We start from the raw sequence: 23,612 nt of genomic DNA, 5'->3' as shown, positions 1-23,612 counted from the left end.
GACCTTCGGGGTGGATGTCGGCTTCGGAGGCGGTGATCGCTGCGATGGGGTCGGCATAATCAGAGCGCCTCGAGGAAAGCGAGAAGCTTGTCGGGCGGTCTGTAGCGTCCTGGCGCCGTGTTGGCTGGCGTGGTTTTCGCCAGGGTGCGTTCTTTAAGCTCCAGATCGGCGTGCAAGTAGATGTGGGTGGTCTCAATCTGTTCGTGGCCAAGCCACAGCGCGATCACCGAGGTGTCGACGCCGGCACGCAGCAGTCGCATTGCCGCGGTATGACGCAAGGTGTGCAGTGTGACCCTTTTCCGCTGCAGCGACGGACAGTTTCTGGCGGCGATTTCGACATACCTCGCGAGCCGGTGCTCGAGAGCGTCGCGGCTGATCATCCTGCCGGTCTGTGTAGGGAAGAGGGGATCGGCCGGCTGCCCGGCACGTTCGGCCAGCCAGACGCGCAGCACGGCGGCCATGTTGGAGGTAAGGGGTGTGATCCGCTGCTTTCGCCCCTTTCCGATACAGCTGACATGAGCGCCGGAACCGAGATGGATATCGGCGCAGTGAAGGCTGATCATTTCGGACGCCCGCAGGCCGGTTTGGGCGGCGAGCCGAAGCAAGGCGTGGTCGCGCCGCCCGGTCCAGGTCGACCGCGCGGGGGCGGACAGCAATACATCGAGTTCCTCCTCCGTCAGGAACGTCACAAGCCGTCGCTCAAAACGCTTAGGCGGAATGGCGAGCACCCGTTCGATTGTCGCGGCGTACTCGGGGTAACGAAGGGCGGCGAACCGGAACAACGACCGGATTGCGGCAAGCCGCGCATTCCGGGTCCGCGCGCTGTTGCCCCGATGACGCTCGAGGTGATCGAGGAAGTCGCCGACACACGCGGCATCGAGGGCGTTGAACTCCAGCCTGGAAGGTTCTGTGCCATGCCGCGCGGCGGCGAAGACCAGCATCAGCCGCAGGGTGTCCCGATAGGCGGCGAGCGTATGCGGGCTGGCTTGCCGCTGCCGGATCAGGCGTTCAGTGAAGAACGCCTGCAAGGTCGCGCTGAGGGGCGGTCATGCGCCGCCTCCGATCCGTTGTTCCAGACGATCACCGGCCAGTTGCAGCAATTCCGGAGCCGCCGAGAGATACCAGTACGTCTTGCCCAGATCGACGTGACCGAGATAGGTCGACAGCAGGGCAAGCCGGCGCCCCGGGTCGCCGCCGTCGCGATAAGCATCAAGAAACGTGCGAACGGCAAACGCGTGCCGCAGGTCGTGGAGCCGTGGTCGGCAACCTGCCGAGCGCGGGGTGATGCCGACGCGACAGACGAGCTTCTGGAACGTGTTTTGAACGTTCACATAGAGCAGCCTGGTGCCGGCCGGCGAGACGAACAGGGCGGGCGTGTTCGGCGGGCGGCGGGGTCGATCGCTTCGGCGCAGATAATCGCCGAGGGCTGCAACAGTGCTCGGATGTAACGCCAACTCGCGGGATTTTCCGGATTTTCCGTGCCGAATGGTGAGGCCGCCGCCGACCGCATCGAAGTCGTCACGGTCAAGGCCGATCGCTTCTCCAACCCGCATTCCGGTCACGGCCAGCAAGCCGATCAGGGTCCGGTAGGTTGCTTCCCGATGCGGCGTGCGCAAGGCCGCGGTTGCCGTCATCAAGTCACGATCTGGCGGTCACGCAGGCCTCTCAAATCGTAGCCGAACGATGGCGATCATCGCGACGGGGTTGTAGCCAACGACCGCCTTCCTTCTGCCGTGGCGGCTTGACGTGTTTTCTGCGGATACCGGCAAGCATAATGGAAATATGCTGATCGGCGCGGTCCATCAGCTGGCCGCGCTGGGTAAAATTCCAGGCGAGGCCGGAAAGGCACCGCTCGATCGTGGCGACGGAGAGCGACGGCAGGCCGCGTTTCGGATCGCCGGCGGCGCAGGCGCCGATATAGGGCCCGATATTTGTACCTCTGGGGCAGGGGCTCGAACCGTTGCGCTGGCACCAGACTGAAAAATGCCGTAGATCCTTGGCGTAGGCATCTCGCGTGTTTTCTGAAATGGCGGCGTTGGCATAGCCCTTGGCCTTCTCCACCAACTCCTCGACATGCGCCGGGAAACGGGGTGTCGGCCGATCCATCTCCATGACGAGATCGACGATGTCGCCCCTGATTCGCCTCGATCCCGCGACCGCCAGCTCCGGTCCCGCCCCCACCGCGCCGCCGACCGTGCCGGCCTGGGCGCTGCCGCCTGGCGGCGCGCTAAACGATGCCGACGCGGCCTTTCAGGCCGGCGCCGCCTTGATCGCGCTCAACACGCTCGCGCGGGCGCAATCAAGCTGGACCGGCGCGTGGCGGCAGCGGCTGGCGCTCAACTGCGCCGCCGCCAGCATGCGGCTTGCCGGCCGCGCCGAGGAAGCGGCCGCCTTGCGCGACGCTTGGCACCTGCGCTTGGCCAGCACCGTTCGCCGCCGCGGCGATCGCCGCTCACGTCGTGGCCATGCGGCCCGACTCCAAGATTTTCGCCTGGTAACTGGCCGACCTGGTGCTGGCGCAAAAGCTGCGCTGGCCGCGGCCGCTGCCGCTCATTATGGCGCAGGTTTTTGGTCCGGCCCACCGCGGCGACGCCGGAGGCGGCTGGAGAAAAAACCGGGGAGCAAAATTTTGAGCGCGCGGTTTGCGTCGCGCTGGCGCAGGCGGCGGCGGAGGCCTGCCGGCTGGCCGCCGAGCTCGCGCGGCGTGCCGAAAAACTCCTGGCGGTGGCGCCAAAATTGCGCGCCAAGGGCGCCGGCGAGGTGATTTTTTTGCTGCTCAATGAAGACGCCGTCCCGGGATCGCTGACGACCAAAAACCTGTCGCGCTTTGCCGCGCGCCGCCTGTTCGAGCGGCTGCAACAACTTGATGCCGTGCGCGAGCTCTCCGGCCGCACCACGTTCCGGCTGTTTGGGCTTTAGCGATGAGCGAAGCGTCCGCCCGCCGCAAGGCAAACGATCAGCCGGCACTGTTTGACACCGAGCTCGAGCACCTGCCCACCGAATTGCGCTGGAGCGAGTGGATGGGCCGCGTGGAGGCGGTGATCTTTGCCGCCGCCGAAACGGTGACGCGCGAGGTGCTCGCACGCGTTGTCGGCAAAGGCTGAAACATCGATATGATCATCGACGACATCCGCGACGCGCTGCGCGGCCGCCCCCACGAGCTGGTGTCGGTCGCCGGCGGCTGGCAGCACCCAAAAAGGCGTTTGGAGACGTCATCCACGCCGCATTCGGCAGCCCCGCGGGGCAGGGGTCGAAAGAATTGTCGCAGGCGGAGGCTCTCGTTTTGATGTGCATTGCCTATTTCCAGCCCATCACGCGCGGCGAGCTGTCGAGCTTTTTCGGCAAGGAGGTGTCGCGTGACCTAATCGGCGTGCTGCGCGCGCAGGATCTTATCGCTTCGGGTCCGCGCAGCCCGCAGCCCGGTGCGCCCTACACCTATGTGACGACGAAGACTTTCCTGTGCAGTTCGGGCTCGACACGCTGCGCCAGCTGCCGGATTTCGAGGCGCTCGAGGACGCAGGGCTGCTGTCGAAGGAAAAGCTGCTGGCCGGAGATATTCCGACAGCACTGGCGAGCGCGGAGGGCGATAGCGAAGAACCCAGAGAACGATATTGTTGAAAACGAAGTGACTTGAAGTCGTTGCCGAGGTGCGCGCTCGGCTACACGATCCAGGCCGACGGCCAAATCAACCGCCTCAAGACCCTCAAGCGCGCGAGGTACGTTGCTCCTGATGAACTTCCCTCTTCCGAAAGGATCATCGAGGGATCAACGCTCAAAAGATCTTCCATCGCTTCCTCCGACAAGTTTGAGGACGAATTGAAGCCAAGCAGCGTCCTTTCCTTGGTCAGGTTTGCATGCAATGGTTATCGTCGTGTCGTAGACGGTGGACCCTTGTCCTTCGTGGCAGCGCCCTTAGTTCGCCCTGAAAAACTCTTGGACCCTTTGCGTTTCAGGGATTCCCATCGGGTTTGAAGTATTGGAGAATGCCGGAAACCACCTTTGATCCCGTCGTTTTCCGGTGTTTTTGCAATGCTTCCAGGAGAGCAGGAAAAAGTGTGGGGCCATTCAGGCGGCCGCGGCTTGAGTTGATGTCTGGTTCTCATTTGCCTCGAGCCCAGGATATCATGTTTCGAATTGGCTGCGGAGCGTACCGTCAAGGGTTCGCGTGCTCGTCGATTACGGTAGCGTTCGCCATAATTCGGGATCGGATGGGCGTTGCGCTCGATGTAGGTGGAGAATTCGCAACCGCCTGGGAGAACGCCTTCAGGTTGGGATAGGTGCAGTCTTCTTCGAGTCCATAGGGGTCATCCGCCAGGTCCTGGCTCCAGAACAGGGCCGGCGCGGGAATTGCCGTGCCTGTGGTACCGCTTGATCCGCAGCAGATTGCGGGCGATCCGCTCGCCGGCTTGCTGGTCATGATGGATGAGACCTTTGGGCCAAGCACCGTCAGGCGCATGGTGATATGGAACCAGTCCAGATGATGCTCCGCGTAGGGGCCATCTCGGCGTCAGGTTGCGAACGTCATCGCCGCCGTCGGTTAGGAAAGTGACGGCTTGGTTCAACTGCAGGCCTTGTGAACACAGGTGTTCCCACAGCCGGCGTCTCGGCTTGGTATCGAAGCTTTGCACGAGGCCAATATAACGGTCTTTGCGGTCGCGCGGCAGCGACTTGCCAATCCCGAAACGATTTTTCCTGTCGGTCCAGTCGCGCACATACCGCCATCGACGCCGGCGACGATCTCGCCTTCCGGCAGTGGCAGCGCCTTCCAGTCGCGCGGACAGCTGTCGATGAAGTTCGGCCTCTCATCGCCAAGTTCGGATTCGAGACGCTCCGCCACACGGTGCAGATGACTGCGCTCGGTTTTCGGGTTGAGCCTGGCGTCGATCGGCAGCACGTCCCTGAGCAGGTCGACAATCATGCCATAGGAGACGAGCGAGGCACGACAAATCTATCGCCGCTCTCTCTCGGACTACCGGAAACACCCCACACTTTTTCCTGCTCTCCAGATGTGTGACCACAAGACAGGTCGCCATCGTTTCTTCATCCGCCAAACGAAGTGGCATAAAAATTTCGGGATCGATCATGGGTCCGTAAGCCATAGCCATAGCAGCCGTTTACCTCGCTCTACTCCTTGCCGAATCACGCGCGATTGCCGCCATGGCCGCGTGGGAAGCCGTGAGTTCACGGCCGGCTTGGAGCGCGGTGTCGGCCTCACGCGGCCACATTTTAAACAACGTGACAACGCTCCGCAGATTGCTCCTATTCGCCAACCGCCGGAAATGGTGAGATCGACCAATGGATCAGCTCGACGGCACGCTGAAGTATCGCCTTGGTCCGAGGAAGGCTGGGTGAAGCGGCTGTGACATATCCGATCTTGTCTCGCCAATCGCCTTTCCTGATGATCGGCATCTTGGGATGAGCATAGAATTTGACCTCGGCGACACCTGATATAGCTGCCGCCTGACTGCCGCCATCAATCCAATCGAGGATGCCATCACGATCAGGAATAAGAGACCGCGCGACCGCAGTGCGCGAATGTCTTTTGCACAAATTCCATTCATCGCCAATGACAAGCTTGATGTGCTCGGTAACGAGATCGACGCCGTAAGCCAACTTAACCAGTTGAGGAGTGGGCGTGCCAGCAAGACGTGGATTGACTTCAATGACTACTGGGCCAAGCTTCGTCCATCGGACATCGATGTTCGTTGGACCCCAGCCAAGGCCGAGAGCGCGCAAGCACCTCAGTGAAACATCAGCGATCCGCCCATGCTCGTCATCAGTCAGTGCGGCTGGATAGATATACTCACGACAGACAAAATGAGGTGGGCGGCCGAAGTCAGCGGCAGCGATTCCAAAGACCTCATTTCCCATTACCTCAACGCTGTAATGGGAGCCTTGAGCGAATTCTTCGACTAGTATCTTCGGCGGAGATTCCGATATGCACTGCCCCCCCAACAGATGGGTCGCATGTTCGGCCAACTCATCGACTTTGCGGCACAATCGGACACCGGTGCTGCCGGTGCCTACGGCTGGCTTAACAACCACCGGTAGCCGGATGTCGGCGGCAGAGTCTTCTATCTCCGTTGCATTCGCGGCCAGGCGAAAAACGGGTATTGGAACGCCGGCCTCCGCTAGGAGCTGACGTTGAACAAACTTGTCGCGGCATCGTTCAATGGATACGGGGTCTGGTCCCGGTAGACCGAAATGCCGGCAGAGCTTGGCAACCATCGCATAGACCGACTCGCCCAGACTGGCGAAACCAGTAATACCGGCAATGTCATAAGTCGTTTGTAACCGAGAACATTCACGGATCAGTGCATCGAGATTGTCTGTATCGGCACGAACTGCCTCAATGCGTTCCGACGCAATATAGCCGTAGTGAGATGGATCAGCCGACAGGGTGATTGGATGAAGGCCAAGTCGCTGGGCCGCTTGCACGTATAGGATACCGTTGCCCGATGTATCGCCTTCAACCAAGATGAGCGCTCTTCTTGCCATTGGTTCCTATCTCCGAAGTCGTGTTTCGTGCGGCGGATCGAGCGTAAATCGGTATCAGTTTTTCAGCCGTGCCTACTCAGCCGCCGCGTGAACGTAGCATCGTCGGGGATTGGCGGATGCAAAGTGTCTGTAAATTGATTTGTAGGTTTTGTTGAACGGCTGGAGTCGCGAGGTCGTGATAATGCGAAGGATCTCAGTATTCCCGTTTGTATTCCATATGCTGTTCATGGGTACTGTCATATTGATTGAGCGATAAGGAAATTGAGATAACAGCGCGCCCATGACCGTGAGTGCACCCACCTACAAGAACCACCGCTATCCGTGGCCCGCGCTGTCCGGCCTCTGCTTCCGCTTCAATCTGAGCCTATGCGATATCGAGGAAATGCTGCTCGATCGCGGGATCGTCGTTTCCTAATGAGACCATCCGCCGATGGTGCCGAAAGCACGGCACTGATTATGCGCGTCGCTTACGCCGCAAGGCGCCGACGAAAGACGATGTCTGGCACCTCGATGGCCTTGATGTCTCGACGAAAGAGACGGCGATCTCAATTCGACGCGCGGGCACGCGCGTCCCTGTCGATGTGGTTTTATCATGCGCTGTGCGCTGAAAGTTTTGCCGGCGATCTGCATCGATGCCCGTCATGCCAAGGCCGCGCTCGACATGGCCCCCAACAAAACCGATGCCAACGACGCGGATGGTTTGGCACATCTCGCAGAAGTGGGATTTTATCGTGAAGTGCGCGTTAAGGGCCCCGACAGCATGCTCACCCGCACCCTTGTCGCGGCCCGAGCCCGGCTGCTTCGCATCCAGCCTGCGCATGCGAGCTTTCATCAAGGCTTGAACAACCGGCGGAGAATTCTTAGCTGCCGTTTCGAAAGCGGGAACGAACGCGACAGGGTTTCCGGTCGGTCGGCTCACTGCAGCATTTCGTGTCGATCTTCTCCGCCGTTCGAAATCTCTTCGTCCCATCCCAGACCAACCGCCCCGCAGCACAAATTCGAACCCATAGACGCCAAGCCATGGCCGCGTGGGACGCCGTGAGTGCACGGCTGGCCTGAAAAGCGCGGTGTCGGCCTCACGCGGCCACATTCAAACAACGTGGCAACGCCACATCGATTCCTATTCGCTAGGGTTGAAATGGTGTGATCGACCAATCAATCAGCTCGACGGCACGCTGAAGTATCGCCTTGGTCTCAGCAAAGCTGGGTGAAGCGGCGATGACATGTCCGATGCAGTCTCGGACATCGCCTTTCCTGACGATCGGCGTCTTAGGTTCAACATAGAATTTAACCTCGGCAACACCTGGTACAGCAGCAGCCTGACTGTCGCCATCGATCCAATCGAGGTTGCCGTCGCGATCAGGAACCAAGATTCGCGCAGCCGCAATCTGCGACTGCCTTCTGCGCAAATTCCATTCGTCGCCGATGACAAGCTTGATGTGCTCGGTGACGAGATCGAGCCCGTAAGTCAGCTGAACCAGTTGAGGACCGGGCGCGCCAGCAAGACGCGGATTGACTTCAATGACGACTGGGCCAAGCTTCGTCCACCGGAATTCTATGCAGGCCGGGCCCCAGCCAAGGCTGAGAGCTCGCAAACAGCTCAGCGAAACATCGGCGATACTCTCATGCTCTTCATCAGTCAGCAGGGCCGGTAGGGTGAATTCACGAAGGACGAAACGCGGTTGGGGGCCGAACTCACCGGCATAAATCCCGATGACCTCATCTCCCATTATGTCGGCGTAATAGTAGGGGCCTTGTGCGAATTCTTCGACAAGTATCCGCGGCGGAGATTCCGATATGCGCTGCTCCCCCAACAGATAGGCCGTATGTTCGGCCAACTCATCGACATTGCGGCACAGTCGGACACCGACGCTGCCGCTGCCTTCGGCTGGCTTAAGAATCACTGGCAGGCCGATCTCCGCGGCAGAGCTTTCCACGTCCATCGCATTAGTTGCCAAGCGATAAGCAGGCATTGGAATGCCGGCCTCCGCGAGGAGTTGGCGTTGAGCGAATTTGTCGCAGCATCGTTCAACCGATGCGGCGTTCGGTCCTGGTAGACTGAAATGTTCGCAGAGCTTGCCAACTGTCGCATAGACCGGATCCCAGGCGCTGGTGATGCCAGCAATGTCATAGGTCGCACCCAGCCGGGAACATTCCTGGATCAGTGCATCGAGATTGTCTGTGTCGACACGGATTGCCTCAGTCCTTTCCGCCGCAAGATAGTCGTACCGGGCTGGATCGGCCGACAGGGTAATGGGATGAAGACCAAGACGCTGGGCCGCTTTGACGTATAGCAGACCGTTGCCCCTTGGATGGCCTTCAACTAGGATGAGCGCTCTTCTTGCCATTGGATGTGACCCTCCGTTGCGTGCGCGCGGGGATCGAGCGTAAATCGGCATCAGTTTTTTCAGCCGTGCCTGCTCAGCCGCCGGGTGAACGTAGCATCGTCGGGGATTGGCGAATGCAAAGTGTCTGTAAATTGATTTGTAGGTTTTGTTGCAACGGCTGGAATCGCGAGGTCGTGATAATGCGACGGAGCTTAGTATTCACGTTCGGACTCCATTATGCTGATTCATGGGTGCTGTCACATTGATTGTAAGCGATGCGCCAAGGCACCTTGCAATAGGCCGATGCACGGGGCCATGACATTGGAAAATGGAAGGGGCGATCTGGTCGCCGAGTTAGCGGCGCCGCGGCGGCCGAAGATCTTGCAACGGTGCCCGGGCGCGTGCGGCAACGAAGGCTGTGGAGTTGCACCGAGAAGCGCGCGTTGGTCGACCTGGGAAAGAAATGGCCTTGACCACCAGCCGCAATTAAAGGGCCGAAACACAGCCATGATCGCCAACTGCAAGAAAGAGCGCGTCTGTTCGCGGTAGGGACGCCCATTGCTGAGCGCCCCCCGCGCAGATCCGAGCGAGCCCAATTCGGGCACTCGGCTCCTACCTCGGGTGCCTGACGGAAAAGCGCTGGTTTGGCCATGGATGAAGGATTTTGGCTTGCGGGAGCCAGTCCCCGGCCAACCTTGTGGTCCTCGTCCACGTTGTCCTGTTGCGCTGACTGCGACGCCTGAGCGTACGCCGCCAGAGATCGGTCACATGGCATCGGAACGCCTGTAAAGCGCGGCCATTTGTCGGCACGGCAAAATAGGCGAAGTGGCCGGTAACAACTTGCCTCAACCATCTCCCCTGCTCAGGGATCGGCCAAGGCATTCGGCGCCGTAGCTCCTCCTTTATGCTTCGGAGCTTCGTCTGCATGCGGTCTCGCCGGGTCTTCCGCACGAGCAGGAATCTGCCCCGGCGAGACCTGCCGCAGATGAAAGTGAAGCCTAGAAACGCGAAGGTTTCCGGTTTGCCGAGCCCGCGCCGTTTGCGATCGGCCGCCGCATGGCGACCAAACTCGATCAGGCGGGTCTTGTCCGGATGAAGCGACAGCATAAACTCCTCAAGCCTCGCACGCGTCGCATCGAGGAAACGACGAGCGTCGCCCTCATGCTCGAAACCGACGATCACATCATCGGCATAGCGCACGATGATCATATCGCCCGTGGCTTCGCGCTGTCGCCAGCGCTGAGCCCACAGGTCGAAGACGTAGTGCAGGTAGATATTGGCCAGGAGCGGCGAAATCACCGACCCTTGGCCCGTTCCCCTGTCATCTATAGTCACGATCCCGTCTTCGAGGATGCCCGCCTTGAGCCATTTGCGGATCAGGCGGATGATGCGCTTGTCGCCGATCCTGTGTTCTACGAAGCGAACCAGCCAATCCTGACTAACTGCCCCGAAAAAGTTCTGGATGTCGGCGTCTAAAATCCAATTCACCTTCCGCATGTTGATCGCCACGCACAGTGCATCCAATGCATCATGTGGCCCTCGTCCGGGCCGAAACCCGTATGAGAGACCGCAGAAGTCGCCTTCATAGATGGCATTGAGCACCATGACGGTTGCCCCTTGGACGATCTTATCTTCCAGGGCTGCAATCGCCAGCGGCCGCTGCTTCCCATCCGCCTTCAGAATAAACGTCCGGCGCGACGGTTGCGGGCGGTACGCTCCCCGTTGAACCCGTCTGTGCAGGTCCTCAAGCTTGCGCTCAAGGTCTGCCTCGTAGTCCTGCCATGTCATGCCATCCACCCCGGGAGCGGCCTTGCGCCTGAGCGCGTAGAACGCCGTCCGAAGCGTGTCGACATTGATATGGTGGAAGAGCGCGGTGAAGCGTTCCTTCTTCCTCAGCCTTGCGGCTTGTCGTACGCGGTCCAGCGACTGGGACATGCGAGCCCGGCTCTGTGTCCGGTGCATGTGCTGCTGTTCCGCGTTTCCCTTGGTCCCCAGCCTTGGCTCCACCGGCTCCGCTGCCGGTTGCCCGGCTTTGTTCGTCGGCTTCACAGCTACTATGCCGGAGTCAGACTTCTCTGGATCGTGCATCAACGGCTACGGCTCCTCACCTTCCCGTTGCGGACCATCCCACCTCGTAGTCTTGGGGTGTATGGCCAATCCAGAGATCTCCCGGTTCCCGTACAAGGAGCATCTGCACATGCCAGGGTCTCCGACCACGCCGGGCCGGACAGACACTCGCGCTTGCGCGCCTGCCCATTTCGCCTTCCACCCAGTTGACGGCGTCGGCGCCCGGAAAAACACTCTTTCGCGGCTCAATGGCTGGCCTATGCACTCCCCTGCCGACGCTTCGCCGACCTCCTCACGGAAGCCTGCGCACGGCTCGGGGCCGATATGGCTCGCTATTCCTTCATCGTAACGGACTTCCACCGTCTACTCCTTGCCGGTCTCCCGGCGCACCAACTGTAGTATTAGAGCGATTCAGGCTTTGGCTGAATCGTTGGGGATTGGTCGGGATAGGGGGACGCCTCGCGGCACCGCCCCTCCCACACCACCGTGCATACGGATCACGTACCACGGTGTCCACGGTTCTGATCGCTTAGTAGGGTGGCTCGGTCGTCGGATCCAGTATGGCTGCGACAGTCTCGTCGTCGAGCGGATGGGCGAAGATCGTGGCGTAAAAACGCGTCACTTCGGCCTTTAGGTCGATCTCACCAAAAGCCTTCGGGTTGATCGACCTTGCCGCCCACAACACGGTCAGAGGCTGCTCCGCCGTGCGATTGCCCCATGTATGCGCGACCACGGGAAGCGGAAAGACGCGCCGTGTCGCCACCGCGCGAACATCCTTCAGCAGCGAATTTCCGAAGACCTTCTCAACATCTTTCAGTTGGGGGACCAAGATGACATCGGGGTTCCAGGCCAGCACCTGCTCGATGTTGAAGGACAGCATTTCCTGACTGCGCCCGTCGTCGGAGACGCTGACGCCGCCGGCCTGCCGGATCCACCACTCCGCAATGAGATGCGGCTGGCTGATTGTTTCCGGCTCGAAATAGAGCACGCGAGGCTTCCCAGTGTCGGCAAGGGATTGCGAAATCGCCGAAACCCGCGCCAGAGTTCGGTCGAAATAGTCGACATAGGCGGCTGCTTCCTTCTCCTTGCCGAGAAGGCCGCCGACGAGCGCCATCGCCGTCTTCACATCATCGGGCTCCTGCCATTCAATGACGACCGCAGGGACGCCGACGCGCGCTACCGCATCCGCCATGGCCGGATAGGTGGTCAGGATGACATCCGGCTTGAGCGCGATGATCGCCTCCAGGGACAGTTCCCGGCTTTGCGTCTCGATCACGGGCGCATCAGCCAGTTGCGGCGCAAAAACCTTTTGAAAGGTCCAGCGCGGGTTCTCGCTGAACCGCGACGGTAAACCGCTGACGAGGCGATCCGACGCGCCGACGGCGAACAGTAAGCTGTTTAGAGGCGGCACGGAGCCCATGGTTGCGACCCGCTTGACTTCGTCCGGCACAACGACGCTGCGCCCCGCCATGTCGGTGATGGTGCGGACCCCAGTTGTATCTCGGCTCGCCGCCCACGCAGACAGGACAAGGCCGAAAAGGAGCAGCAAGAAAGCTGGAATTTTCAAAAAGGATCGACGCATCATGTCAACATTCCCTCAGATTTTGGAACTTGCCCCAATTGGCGGGCTTTGGCGGACAGGAAAACATACGGTCATGGGACCGAAGCCATCGTCGCCTACACCGACCGACACTAGCCGCACTGGCACATCGTACAGCGCGCTTAGCGTGACATCGCTGATCACGTCGGCTACGTCTCCCTGCGCGAGCACGAGCCCGTCCTTCAGCAGCACCGCTCGCGTCGCCGCTGCCAGGGCATGGTCGGGATCGTGCGTGGAGAATACCACTGTGCGCCCCTGCGTCGCCAAGCCCGCGATGAGGTCGAGGATACGCGTGTGGTTGGCTAAATCGAGGCTGGCCGTCGGTTCGTCGAGCACGATCGTCGGCGCGTCCTGTGCGATTGCGCGGGCGATCAACGCAAGCTGGCGCTCGCCGCCGCTCGACAGGTTGAACGGATGGTTCGCCAAGTGGCCGATTCCAAGACGGTCGAGACTGTCCAGAGCAATGCGCCGGTCATTCGGCGACGGCACGGTGAAGCGGTCGAGATGCGGCGTGCGGCCGAGCACTGCGATGTCGGCCAGCGTGTAAGGAAACACAGCCGCGCCGTGCTGCGGCACATAAGCGATGCAACGCGCCCGCTCCCCGTCGCGGAAGCTCGACAGCGGGCGGCCATCGATTTCGATCCCGTCGCCGCCCCCCTGCAGCCCGACGAGACAACGCAGCAGCGTCGTCTTACCCGACCCGTTCGGCCCGAGAAGGCACAGCACCCCGCCCGCTTCGGCCCGGATCGAAATCCCGCGCAGGGTCGGTGCGACGTTGCCGGCGTGAGTGAAGGAGACATCGCTGGCGACTAACGCGGCCATCAGAACCAATGCCTCCGGGCACGGCCGAGCACGATGGCGAAGAATGGCGCACCGACAAGCGAGGTGACAACGCCAAGCGGCAGTTCCTGCGTCGCCACGCTGCGCGCCAGTGTGTCCATGGCAAGCAGGAACAAGCCGCCCGTCAGGGCGCTGATCGGCAAGAGGCGGTCGAAATTGGGACCGACCAGAAAGCGGGCGATGTGGGGGACGACCAGCCCGACCCAGCCAACGATGCCGCTTACGCTGACAGCGAGCGCGGTCAGTACGGTGGCTCCGGCGATGGCAACGCCGCTCACCAGCGGCGCGTTGACGCCGAGCGCCCGTGCCGCGTCGTTGTCGGCGCCGAGCACGTTTATGTGCCAGCGGAAGGCGTAAAGCTGGGCGAGCATCAGCGCGATAGGAACGCCGATGATGCCGAGATCATCATTACCGATGCGGTTTAGACTGCCCATTAGCCAGAAGGTGATCGACGGCAGCACGTCGAGCGGGTCCGCCATGTATTGCACCACCGCAACCAGCGCGTTGAAAACGGCGGCGACCACCAGGCCCGCCAGTACCAACGTGATCATCGAGCCACTGCCGAGATGACGGCCGATCAGCGCGGTGGCCGATGTGGCGAGGATACCGGATGCCATAGCCATGCCCATGACGCCCGACCAAGACAGGCGCAACAGCAGGGCCAGCGAGGCGCCGAAGGCCGCGCCCTGCGAAGCGCCGAGGGTCGCGGGCGAAACCAGAGGATTGCGGAAGATGCACTGATAAGTCGTCCCGGCCGCGGCCAGGCTGGCGCCGACCAGCAGCGCGCCGGCAATGCGCGGCAGCCTGATTTCCCAGACGACCGTCTCCACAGTCGCGGACCAGTCGGCCTCTCCTCCGGTGACGGGGTATATTAAGACCCGGAGCGCCATCAGCGGCGGCACGGGATAGCGCCCGGTGGCGAAGGCCGATACCACCACCGCGATCAGTAGCAGGAAAAGGACGAGGTAGAGCGGCCACAGCCGCTGTCGCCGCGCCCTGTTCCGGCTTCGACTCCTCTCGAGTGAAGTGGTCATCGTTGCGGCGCCTTTTCTCACGATGGCGAGACTAGAGAGCAGCTCAAAGTAGCCTAGGACATTGGCATGGCCATCCATAAGCGCGACCCCATGCGGGTAGCACCGTCGATCCACGTGATGCTCGTCGACAGTTGGAGTCGCGGGGGAACTGAGGCATCGTTAGAGACAATCTTCTTTCCTTGCACCTGGCGTTTACTCCGCCTGCGTTGGGCGATCCTGCGTTTTAGGTCGATGTCCTGACGCAGCATCGACCGCGCCCTCCTGATAGGACGTTCCCCACGCGAATAAGCTCAATCCGATGCTGAACACGTAATGGGCGCTCCAAAAGAGGCCCGGACTGACGGCTTCGGCGCAAACTGTCGAGGCTACGCGAAGATCCGAGGCTCGAACTTAACGCGATCAAGTGCAATCATGCTCCAGAACCGCGCGATCTCGAAACACCGGCCCCTAGCTCAAATGTCGTCACAACCAGCCGCTCCTTCTCATCCCGAGACCAGCGCCGACGCCGCTCGACCAACGTGATCACCTCAATCTGCTTCGTCATAGGGCTACTCCTTTATCGATAAAAAGAAAGGGATTGACGGCGCCGGGTTGCGGCGCGTCGGCGGAGCCAGCGGCGGGCGACCACTGTCGCTGCGACGGCAAGCGCAACCGCGATGTAGAGCATCTCGGTCGTGCCGTCGCCCCCATCCGGAGCCACGCCGAAGATCTGCTCGATGAAATCCATGTCTGTCTCCTTCTTGGGATCACTCAGCTATACGTTTTCTCACGGGCACCTAGCTAGGCTTTCCCGGTCCCGAGCAGCTCGAAACCGGCACTCTTGAGCGCGACATTGAGCGCAGCGACCTCTTCGTTCACGAGCCCGTCCAGCCTTTTGATCTCGCCGTCGACCTTCAATATGATCTCATCGGAAACCTGTCGGACTTGGTGCGTCGGCGCCGCGTCGGCGATGGCGACTACATTGATGAGGTTTATCAGCGAATCGTTCAAACCGGCTGGGTGGCGCGCGTCCTGCGGCGTCTCCCCTTTGATGTCGACCAGCGCTCCCTCGATTGCCTTCATCCGGTCGACCAGTGCTTGAGCGCCCGCGCCGAGCGATTTGTCACTGTCGCCGAGCCGCTTCCGCACATCCGCGAGCTGCCGCTTCAGGAGCCGGATGCGATTGACCGCGTGATTGAGCGCCGAGAGCATGCCGAATAGTCTTTGTAAGAGCGCCAACTGCTCGGCGAAATCCTTGTCGGTGGCCGCGATTCGGGGATCCTTGATGACGGTGAAGCCGACCGTCTGGCTCTTGCCGTCGACTTGGAGTTCGACCTTGTAGCCGCCAGGGGCCACCGTCGGGCCGCTCAGGTCGCCGTCGTCCTGCGCGAGAGGCTTGTACTTCCGGAACACCAGCGACTGGTCGAGTTTGGTCGGTCCTGGGTGTCTGAGATCCCATACGAAGCGGTGGAGCCCGGCCTTCGTGCCCGGCTTCTTATGGAAGGGTGCATCCTTGTCGTCGCTCGAGAACTCGATGATGGTCTTGTCTGCGGCATCGCGGAAGGTGAGCTTGACCGGGCTTTCCGCATCAACAGGCAGCCAGTAATAGACGATCGCGCCGTTCGGCGGATTCTCGCCGCAGTCGAGATAAAGGCGATCGCTCCGTTCGCCCTCCAGCTCCACGCCCTCGGTGGTGGCGCCGATGCCGAAAGCCGGGCTGTAGCTGATGCCAGCCTTGGTGAAGCCTGTCCCGGCCCAGTAATTGAGCTTTGTCCGGACTGTGGGGCGCGGGCTCACCAGTTTGACTTCTTTCTGATCCGCGGCCAGTTCGCGCAATGGCGTGACGTCGTCCAGGATCCAGAAGGACCGGCCATGGGTTCCGGCGACAAGGTCGCCTCCCTTGATCTTGAGATCGTAGACCGGGACCACGGGCAAGCCCCCATCCATCCGTGACCAGTGTGCGCCGTCGTCAAGACTGAAGAAGACACCAGTCTCGGTGCCGGCGAAGAGCAGGCTTGATCGCACTGGATCGGCGCGCAGGACACGGGTGATCTCGCCCTTCGGGAAGTCACCGACGATCGACTCCCAACTCTTCCCGCCGTCCTTCGTGCGGAAGAGATAGGGCTGATAATCGGCGAGCTTGTAGCGCGTGGCTGCTACATAAACGGTGTCGGCCTCATGCGGCGAGATCTCGACGCAGCCGACATAGGCGAGCTCGGGCATGAGTTTCGGCGTAACGTTGCTCCACGAAGCCCCGTCGTTCCGCGTCACATGGACAAGGCCGTCGTCGGTGGACGCCCAGATCTCGCCCTTGCGGTGCCGGGATTCCACGACGGACGCGCACGTCGCATGCACCTCAGCACCGAAGTCTTCGTGAGTCAGGGCGCCGCCCGAATTGTCCTGTCGGGCGGGGTCGTCGAGGCTAAGATCGGGTGAGATCGCGGTCCAGCTCGATCCTTCGTCGCGGCTGCGGAAGACGTGGTTGCCCCCGGCATAGAGCGTCTTCGGATCATGCGGCGAGAAGGTAAGCGGAAAGGTCCATGCAAAGCGGTAGCGCATGTTCTTCGGCGCCATACCAATCGTCGTTTCCGGCCAAACATTGACGACGCGGATCTGCCGAGTGCGGTGGTCGTAGCGTTGCAGAGCCCCCGCGCCGCCCGGGCTCGAGCCGATCGCGCCGCAATAGACGATGTCGGGATCCTCGGGATTAACGACGATGAAGCCGCTCTCGCCGGTGCCCGGATAGGTGCAGTCGCCTAGGGTGATCACGCCCCATTCCGAGGCGCTCGGGACCGAGATCGAGGTACTATCCTGCTGGGTGGCGTAAACCCGGTAGGGATGCCGGTCGTCGACGTCGATGCGATAGAACTGTGCTGTGTTCTGATTGTAGATCGACGACCAGGTCTTGCCGCCGTTGAAGGTGACGCAGGCACCGCCATCATTGCCTTCGATCATCCGCTTGGGGTTGCCCGGATCAATCCAGAGATCGTGATTGTCGCCGTGAGGTGTGGTCACCTCGGTGAAGCCCGCCCCACTATCGGTCGACTTCCACATTTGCAAATTCGTCACGTAGACCGTATCGGCATGCCCGGTGTCGGCGAAGACATGAGTGTAGTACCAAGGGCGGTGGATCAGATCACGGTTCTGTGACACCTGGATCCATCGGTCGCCGTAATCGTCGGTGCGATAGAGGCCGATCTTATCCTCCTCCGCCTCGATGAGGGCATATACGCGCCCGCGCTGCGCCTCCGAGACTGAGACGCCTAGCTTTCCGAGCACCCCGCCGGGCAAGCCGTTCCGCCCGGACAACTCCTCCCAGGTGTCGCCCCCGTCTAGCGACCGGAAGAGGCCGCTCCCCGGCCCGCCGCTGTTCATGTCCCAGAAGGTCCGCCGCGTCTGCCAAGTTGTGGCGAAGAGGATGCGAGGATTGTTGGGATCCATCGATATGTCGACGGCGCCAGCGTCGGGATTGCGGTAGAGGACCTTCTGCCAAGTCTTGCCGCCGTCTTGGGAGCGGAACACGCCCCGTTCCTCGTTGGGCCCGAACGCGTCACCGAGCGCCGCAACATAGACGACGTCGGGGTCATGCGGATGAATGCAGATCTTGCCGATGTGACGGGTTTCCTTCAGTCCCAGGTGAGTCCAACTACGACCGGCGTCGATCGACCTGTAGACGCCATCGCCGTATGAGACATTGACACGAATCGTTGCCTCGCCTGTACCAGCATAGATAACGTTGGAGTCCGATCGAGCAACCGCCAGCGCGCCGACACTGGCACTGCCGAAGTAACCGTCGGACACGCAGCGCCAATAGATGCCGCCGTCGATCGTCTTCCACACCCCACCTGCGCAGGCGCCGAAATAGAACACCATCGGGTCGTTGGTGTCGCCCGCGACCGCCACCACGCGGCCGCCTCTAGCGGGTCCGATACAGCGCCATTTTAACGCCTCGATGCTCTTGGGGTCGGACACTTGAATCTGCGTCATAGTACTACCTGCCGATGTTAATGTTTTGGAGAACCTTGCTTCCAACGATCGCTCCGAAAAGCGGGAAGTAGGCCGGCGTCACGAGCCGATCTGAAGGTGGAGGTCGGATTCTTTCGGTTCTTCGAGAGCAATCCAGACGTGGAGGTGGAGGCACCGGACGTGCATCATGGCCGCAGTCGCGGATCGAGCGCATCTCTGAGACCGTCGCCGATGTAGTTGACGCTGAGGACGGTGAGCGAAATAGCAATGCCCGGCCAGAGCACTAGTTGCGGGTATCCCTGTATTTGGTCGATCCCGTCATAGAGCAGTCGTCCCCAAGTCGGGACATCCGGCGGAAAGCCCATACCAAGAAATGACAGCACGCTTTCCGAAATGATCGCCGTGGCGACCCCGAGAGTGGCTGAGACAATGATCGGGGACATTACGTTGGGGAGCACATGGCGAAGGATGATCCGTCGCGGCGGCGTGCCAATGCTGTACGAAGCCAACACGAATTCGCGCTGCTTGACGGCGAGTACTTCGCCGCGAATGATGCGCGCAGCCTGCATCCAACTCGTCACGCCAGTGGCCGACACGATGAGGATGAAAATCCCCAGATAGGATCCGAAGATGCTTGCCATCGTGTCGCGGAACAGCATCACTGCGACCAAAAGCAGTGGCAGCACCGGCAATGATAGAAAGAGATCGGTGAGCCGCATCAGCGACCCATCGAGGGATTTGAAATAACCGGCAAGGACGCCGACAAGAGTACCGATAAAGATCGAGATGATCATTGCAGTAAAGCCGACGGCAATCGAGATACGCCCACCTGTCATCATTCGCGCAAGAAGATCGCGCCCAAGCTGGTCGGTGCCAAACGGATGGGTCCAGCTTGGTCCTGTATTCATTGCGGTGAAGTCGATATAGGCGGGGCTCAAACGCCAGACGTAGGGGCCGAAAATGACACCGATGACAATCAGGGATAAGACGGTTGCCCCGGCGAGCGCGCCCCTGTGGGTTTTGAACTGGTCCCAAACGCCCCACCACTGATTGTGTGATGGCGCCTCGATCGCCATAAGGTCCACACCGGCGACGGAGTTGGCCGTCCGCGATTCCGAGATAAGCGGCTTGGCGACTGCTTTCGGCTTATGATAGCCAAGAAACTTACCCATACCGAATCCTTGGATCGAGCACGCCGTAGAGGAGGTCGGCGATCAGGTTGAAGACTACGATCAACACGGCGAAGATGAAGGCCAATGTCTGTACTAACGGCACGTCGTTAGCGTAAATGGCGGTGATCAGCAGCTGGCCGATTCCGTTGACTTTAAAAATCTGCTCAGTGACGATGGCGCCGCCGAATATGCCTGGCAGCCCGAGCGTGATGACAGTAACCACGGGGATCATCGAATTGCGCAAAACGTGAACGAAAACGACCACTTTCTCGCTCATGCCCTTGGCGCGCACCGTGCGGACATAGTCCTGGTTGAGATTGTCAAGCATTGACGAGCGTAAATAACGGCTGATGGAGGCGGTGGTTTGAACCGCCAGCACCATCACTGGCATGGCCATCTGCAGGAGTTGCTCGAGGAAACTGCTCCAGCTATCGACGACAAGATTGGTGTTGTAGATCGTCGGAAGCCAATCGAGATAGACGGAGAAGATCAGGATTGCCAGAACGCCCGAGAAGAAAGACGGCACCGCAAGGCCGAGTATCGACAGGCTGGTGCCGATCTGATCGAACACAGAATATTGCTTGTAAGCCGAGATAATACCGATAGGCAAAGCAATCAGCACGCCGATGATATAGGCGAGGCCGACGACTAACAGCGTCTGCGGAAGGCGCTCGGCGAGGATGCTGAAGACCGGACCACGTGTTTGCCAAGAGATAATCCGCTGCATGCCGTCTGAAAAATGCGTCCCGAACATAACGTCGAAACCATGGAGCGGCTCGATCACGAAAAACTGTTTCAACCAAAGGAGATATTGCACGATCAGAGACTTGTTGACTCCCAGTGCTGCACGCATCTTCTCGCGTACTTCGGGCGGGATGGTCAGCGGCAACTGAGACAGCGGATCCCCTGGGGCTAATTTGAGCAGCGAGAAGATAAGCAGGCTGATCAATAACAACGTCGGGACCGCGAAAAGTAGCCGTCGAATGGCATATTTGAGCATGTGTTGCGCCTGTTGCTGCCGGCCGAGGCTATGCCGCGGCCGGTATGGGACATGGAGAGGCACGCGCCCTTGCCAATGCGCGCAGGCAATCTCACTTCTTGCGATACCAGTCCTGAGCTCCCAACAATGCGGAGTCCCAGGGGTTACTGACGGGACCGCCCAGCGTGTTGGAGATCGCCGGGCCGCCGCCGAGCCAGACTAACGGTATGATCGTGTAGCTGTCCGTCAACATGTTATTGAGTTTTTTGACCATCTCGCCGCGCTTCTCGATGTCAACGATCTGGCCGAGTTCGGTGACCATCGCGTCGTAGTCCTTGTTACAGTAGCGCGGAAAGTTCTGGCCCTGCCACTGGGTGCTTGGCTTCGGAGCAAGTTCACAAGTGTATCTTGCGGCGTATTCGGCGGGATCAGGTTGTAGAGGGTAGTCAGTCGCCATCTGTATGTCAGAATAGAACTTCTGAAAGGTATCGGGATTGTTTGGATCGCTGCCGAAGAGGACCGAGGCATCGAGGCTCTTCAGTTCAACGTCGACACCGATCTCAAGCCACCACTGCTTGAGGATCGCCTGAAACTGCTGGCGCACAGCGTTCATCGTAGTCACGAAGGTGAGCTTCAGCTTCTTGCCGTCCTTCTCCCGGACGCCGGCGGGGCCGGGCTTCCAGCCCGCCTCGTCAAGAAGCCTCTGCGCACCCGGAATGTCCTGTGAAAGGCAGCCCGTGTTTCCTGCGGCGTAAATCGGCGGCGCTGGAACCCAGTCGCAGGTGGGCTTACCTCTGGATCCGTAGCCGATCTCGCTCAACTTCGCGCGGTCTATTGCCATCGACAGCGCCTTGCGCACGCTAAGATCGCCGAGGATCGGGTTTGGATGCTTCACCGTCGACCGCTCCTCCGGCGGGAGATTTGGCGAGGGATCGGTTAGGTTGATAAAGAGCATTTCAACTGCGCTCGAGAAGGTCGAGACCGCCCTGCCCTTGCCCGCATTCTCCATTGCACTCAGCACGTGCGGGGGGAGCTGCACGTTCCAGGCGTAGTCATATTCGCCCGTCTGCAGCACGGCACGGGCCGCCCCGAGCGCATCGCCGCCGCCTTTGAAGTTGACCTCGGCGAAAGCGGGCTTGTTCGGATCGCGGTAATTCGGGTTGGCCTTTAGCTGGATCGCGTCATTCGGCTTGAAGTTGGTGACGACAAACGGGCCGGTGCCGACCGGACCGAAATTCGCTTCCGTGCAGGTCTGGGCTTTTTCGCCGAGGCAGCCGGCGAACTGCTTCGCCTGGATGATCGGAGAATTTGCGGTAACAAAGAGAGTATAGGGGAAAGCCGTCGAATTCTTAAAGGTTACCTTTACAGTAAGTTCGTCAAGCGCCTCGACTTTGTCGACGCCTTGGAATCCTGCAAGTTGGGCGCAACCGCCCTCTGGGCTCATGCAGTAATTCGCAGTGAAGACCACGTCCTTGGCGGTCACGGGCGTAGCATCAGACCATTTCAAACCGGGCTTCAGCTTCCAGGTGATCGACTTCAGATCTTCGGCAACGCCACCGTTCTCGATGGTCGGAATTTCCGCCGCAAGCCGCGGGAATAGGTGGCCGTCCTTGTCATAGCTGGCTAGCGGCTCAAGTACCAGCGCAGCGGCGTCGACCTCTTTTGTCGAGCCTGACAAATACGGGTTCATCAACGACGGCGCCTGCCAATACATGATATTGAGGGTACCGTCTGTGCCGCGTTCGGCAAATGCCGACGTCGCGAAAAGGATAGCGACGGCCCCCCCTGCCAACAATGAAGTCATTCTCAACATCTATCTTCCTCCCATCTGTTGAACGACGGCCCGCGCCGGCGTTATCAAGTCCGTTCTCCTTCCCTTCGGGAACGGTCGATCGTATGGCGGGATTGACTCGATCGAGCTTCCCGCGAATTCCGGTTACTCGGCACGATGGCAAGCAACCCAGCGATCGGCGGCGAGCTTGTGCCAAACTGGTTGTTCGGCTGCGCACCGGTCGAATGCAACCGGGCAGCGGGTACGAAATCGACACCCCGAGGGTGGATTGGCCGGGCTCGGCACATCGCCCCTCAGGATGATGCGCTGGCGAGTACGTTCGACCTTCGGATCCAGCACCGGGACCGCAGAGAGCAGCGCCTTCGTGTAAGGATGGACGGGGTCTTTGTAGATGAGGTCACGTGGGGCGAGTTCCACTACTTTTCCCAAGTACATCACCGCGACGTCGTCACACATGTGACGAACCATGGAAAGATCGTGACTAATGAAGAGGTACGTCAGGGAGAACTGCGCCTGCAGGTCTTTGAGGAGATTGACCACCTGGGCTTGGATTGAGACATCTAGGGCGGCGATCGGTTCATCGCAAACAATAAAGTCCGGATTGAGTGCGATCGCCCGGGCGATGCCAATGCGTTGACGCTGGCCGCCGGAGAATTCGTGCGGGTAACGATTGGCATAGTTCGGATTGAGCCCAACGGAATCGAGTAACTCGTGAACCCGTCCCTCTTTCTCCCTGTCTTTGAGCATACCGTGCTCATTGAGAGGTTCAGCTACAATCGAGCCAACGGTCATGCGGGGGTTGAGACACGCTTGTGTGTCCTGGAAGATCATTTGCATGCGGGGACGGATCCGGCGCAGCCTGTTGCCCTGCATATGCGTGATGTCCTTGCCATCAAACACGATGCGGCCACCGGTAATGTCACAAAGGCGAAGAATGGCACGCCCCGTTGATGACTTGCCGCAGCCGCTCTCGCCTACAAGGCCAAGTGTCCGGCCGCGCCTGATTTCCAGATTCACACCGTCCAGCGCTCTGATGGCGCCATCTTGGCGCCCAAAAACACCCCGATAGGTCGGGAAGTGCAGGGTCAGGCCACTAACGCGAAGCAGGATGTCGTCCTGATCGGTTTGTGCTTTTCCGGTGACGATAATTGGCTCAGACATCGTCGCGCGCCCTCTGCTTGGTTACGTCCCACCAGCACGCCGCTTCGTGGCCCTTGCTTACAGGCATCAGCGGTGGCCTTTCGCTTCGACAGCGGTCGAAAACATGCGGGCATCGTGGCGCGAAGGGACAACTCGTCGGAAAGGCGATAAGTTGCGGCGGCTGGCCGGCGACACTCTTCAGTCGCTCCTGCCCCGCC

General features: G+C 60.4%; 16 protein-coding genes and 6 pseudogenes. 5 read left to right on the top strand and 17 right to left on the bottom strand.

The annotated features are described in order from the left end of the window. Positions 1-59 precede the first annotated feature (59 nt). From EN745_RS06520 to EN745_RS06510, 3 genes are read right to left on the bottom strand one after another with little or no spacing between them, the layout of a single operon-like run. Positions 60-1,028 carry a tyrosine-type recombinase/integrase gene (locus EN745_RS06520; RefSeq protein WP_127420818.1) on the bottom strand — a complete coding sequence of 323 codons (969 nt, stop codon included), beginning with the start codon at positions 1,026-1,028 and terminating at the stop codon, positions 60-62. Between the two features lie 18 nt (positions 1,029-1,046). Continuing rightward, positions 1,047-1,634 carry a tyrosine-type recombinase/integrase gene (locus EN745_RS06515; RefSeq protein ID WP_245487655.1) on the bottom strand — a complete coding sequence of 196 codons (588 nt, stop codon included), beginning with the start codon at positions 1,632-1,634 and terminating at the stop codon, positions 1,047-1,049. Positions 1,635-1,665: 31 nt separating this feature from the next. After that, positions 1,666-2,112, bottom strand: coding sequence for a hypothetical protein (locus EN745_RS06510; RefSeq protein WP_189362978.1), 447 nt, complete (start codon positions 2,110-2,112; stop codon positions 1,666-1,668). 22 nt (positions 2,113-2,134) lie between these two features. Here EN745_RS06510 and EN745_RS06505 point away from each other — a divergent pair. Together EN745_RS06505 and EN745_RS06500 are read left to right on the top strand one after the other, a co-directional pair. Then, a pseudogene (locus EN745_RS06505) lies at positions 2,135-2,919 on the top strand (DUF1403 family protein). Between the two features lie 2 nt (positions 2,920-2,921). Beyond that, positions 2,922-3,618: pseudogene (locus tag EN745_RS06500) on the top strand (SMC-Scp complex subunit ScpB). A gap of 504 nt (positions 3,619-4,122) precedes the next feature. Here EN745_RS06500 and EN745_RS06495 read toward each other — a convergent pair. Together EN745_RS06495 and EN745_RS06490 are read right to left on the bottom strand one after the other, a co-directional pair. Then, a pseudogene (locus EN745_RS06495) lies at positions 4,123-4,939 on the bottom strand (ISKra4 family transposase); the annotation flags it as partial. 320 nt (positions 4,940-5,259) lie between these two features. Continuing rightward, a complete protein-coding gene (locus tag EN745_RS06490; RefSeq protein WP_127420816.1) occupies positions 5,260-6,498 on the bottom strand; it encodes an acetyl-CoA carboxylase biotin carboxylase subunit family protein in 1,239 nt (412 codons plus the stop codon). Between the two features lie 340 nt (positions 6,499-6,838). On the opposite strand from EN745_RS06490, the pseudogene EN745_RS36850 reads away from it, so the two are divergent. The 3 pseudogenes from EN745_RS36850 to EN745_RS36845 form a co-directional block, all read left to right on the top strand. Beyond that, a pseudogene (locus EN745_RS36850) lies at positions 6,839-7,025 on the top strand (IS6 family transposase); the annotation flags it as partial. Between the two features lie 15 nt (positions 7,026-7,040). Further along, positions 7,041-7,306 (top strand): annotated as a pseudogene (locus tag EN745_RS06485) (hypothetical protein); the annotation flags it as partial. Next, positions 7,304-7,557: pseudogene (locus EN745_RS36845) on the top strand (IS6 family transposase); the annotation flags it as partial. The pseudogenes EN745_RS06485 and EN745_RS36845, both read left to right, overlap by 3 nt. Positions 7,558-7,625: 68 nt before the next feature. Here EN745_RS36845 and EN745_RS06480 read toward each other — a convergent pair. The 12 genes from EN745_RS06480 to EN745_RS06425 all read right to left on the bottom strand — a co-directional run. Continuing rightward, a complete protein-coding gene (locus EN745_RS06480) occupies positions 7,626-8,846 on the bottom strand; it encodes an acetyl-CoA carboxylase biotin carboxylase subunit family protein (RefSeq protein WP_127420815.1) in 1,221 nt (406 codons plus the stop codon). A gap of 591 nt (positions 8,847-9,437) precedes the next feature. Then, positions 9,438-10,913 (bottom strand): group II intron reverse transcriptase/maturase, encoded by a 1,476-nt coding sequence (ltrA, locus tag EN745_RS06475; RefSeq protein ID WP_127420814.1) that lies wholly within the window; start codon positions 10,911-10,913, stop codon positions 9,438-9,440. Positions 10,914-11,421: 508 nt separating this feature from the next. Then, on the bottom strand, positions 11,422-12,477 hold the full coding sequence (locus tag EN745_RS06465) for an ABC transporter substrate-binding protein (protein ID WP_127420812.1): 1,056 nt from the start codon (positions 12,475-12,477) through the stop codon (positions 11,422-11,424). Between the two features lie 12 nt (positions 12,478-12,489). Then, positions 12,490-13,314, bottom strand: coding sequence for an ABC transporter ATP-binding protein (locus EN745_RS06460; RefSeq protein ID WP_127420811.1), 825 nt, complete (start codon positions 13,312-13,314; stop codon positions 12,490-12,492). Then, entirely contained in the window at positions 13,314-14,366 is a 1,053-nt protein-coding gene (locus EN745_RS06455; RefSeq protein ID WP_127420810.1) for an iron ABC transporter permease, read from the bottom strand. The genes EN745_RS06460 and EN745_RS06455 overlap by 1 nt, the downstream gene beginning before the upstream one ends. A 556-nt stretch (positions 14,367-14,922) precedes the next feature. Then, the gene (locus tag EN745_RS35980; RefSeq protein WP_189362974.1) at positions 14,923-15,093 is read right to left on the bottom strand and encodes a hypothetical protein; all 171 of its coding nucleotides are present in this window, start codon (positions 15,091-15,093) and stop codon (positions 14,923-14,925) included. A gap of 53 nt (positions 15,094-15,146) precedes the next feature. Beyond that, positions 15,147-18,317 carry a sialidase family protein gene (locus EN745_RS06450; RefSeq protein WP_210213734.1) on the bottom strand — a complete coding sequence of 1,057 codons (3,171 nt, stop codon included), beginning with the start codon at positions 18,315-18,317 and terminating at the stop codon, positions 15,147-15,149. Positions 18,318-18,496: 179 nt separating this feature from the next. Continuing rightward, positions 18,497-19,387 carry an ABC transporter permease gene (locus tag EN745_RS06445; RefSeq protein ID WP_127420825.1) on the bottom strand — a complete coding sequence of 297 codons (891 nt, stop codon included), beginning with the start codon at positions 19,385-19,387 and terminating at the stop codon, positions 18,497-18,499. Positions 19,388-19,475: 88 nt separating this feature from the next. Next, on the bottom strand, positions 19,476-20,483 hold the full coding sequence (locus tag EN745_RS06440) for an ABC transporter permease (protein ID WP_127420808.1): 1,008 nt from the start codon (positions 20,481-20,483) through the stop codon (positions 19,476-19,478). Positions 20,484-20,574: 91 nt separating this feature from the next. After that, positions 20,575-22,275 carry a peptide ABC transporter substrate-binding protein gene (locus EN745_RS06435; RefSeq protein ID WP_210213733.1) on the bottom strand — a complete coding sequence of 567 codons (1,701 nt, stop codon included), beginning with the start codon at positions 22,273-22,275 and terminating at the stop codon, positions 20,575-20,577. A 123-nt stretch (positions 22,276-22,398) separates the two neighbouring features. Continuing rightward, positions 22,399-23,415: an oligopeptide/dipeptide ABC transporter ATP-binding protein gene (locus EN745_RS06430; protein WP_127420807.1), complete on the bottom strand. Its 1,017-nt coding sequence runs from the start codon at positions 23,413-23,415 to the stop codon at positions 22,399-22,401. Further along, the coding region (locus EN745_RS06425) for an oligopeptide/dipeptide ABC transporter ATP-binding protein (RefSeq protein WP_348630942.1) at positions 23,408-23,612 on the bottom strand (205 nt) is incomplete at its 5' end. The genes EN745_RS06430 and EN745_RS06425, both read right to left, overlap by 8 nt.

Origin of the sequence: Mesorhizobium sp. M4A.F.Ca.ET.022.05.2.1 (assembly GCF_003998845.1) — a bacterium.
Lineage (GTDB): Bacteria > Pseudomonadota > Alphaproteobacteria > Rhizobiales > Rhizobiaceae > Mesorhizobium.
Note: the sequence above shows the minus strand (reverse complement) of the source record. Positions and strands in the feature narration are given on the sequence as shown.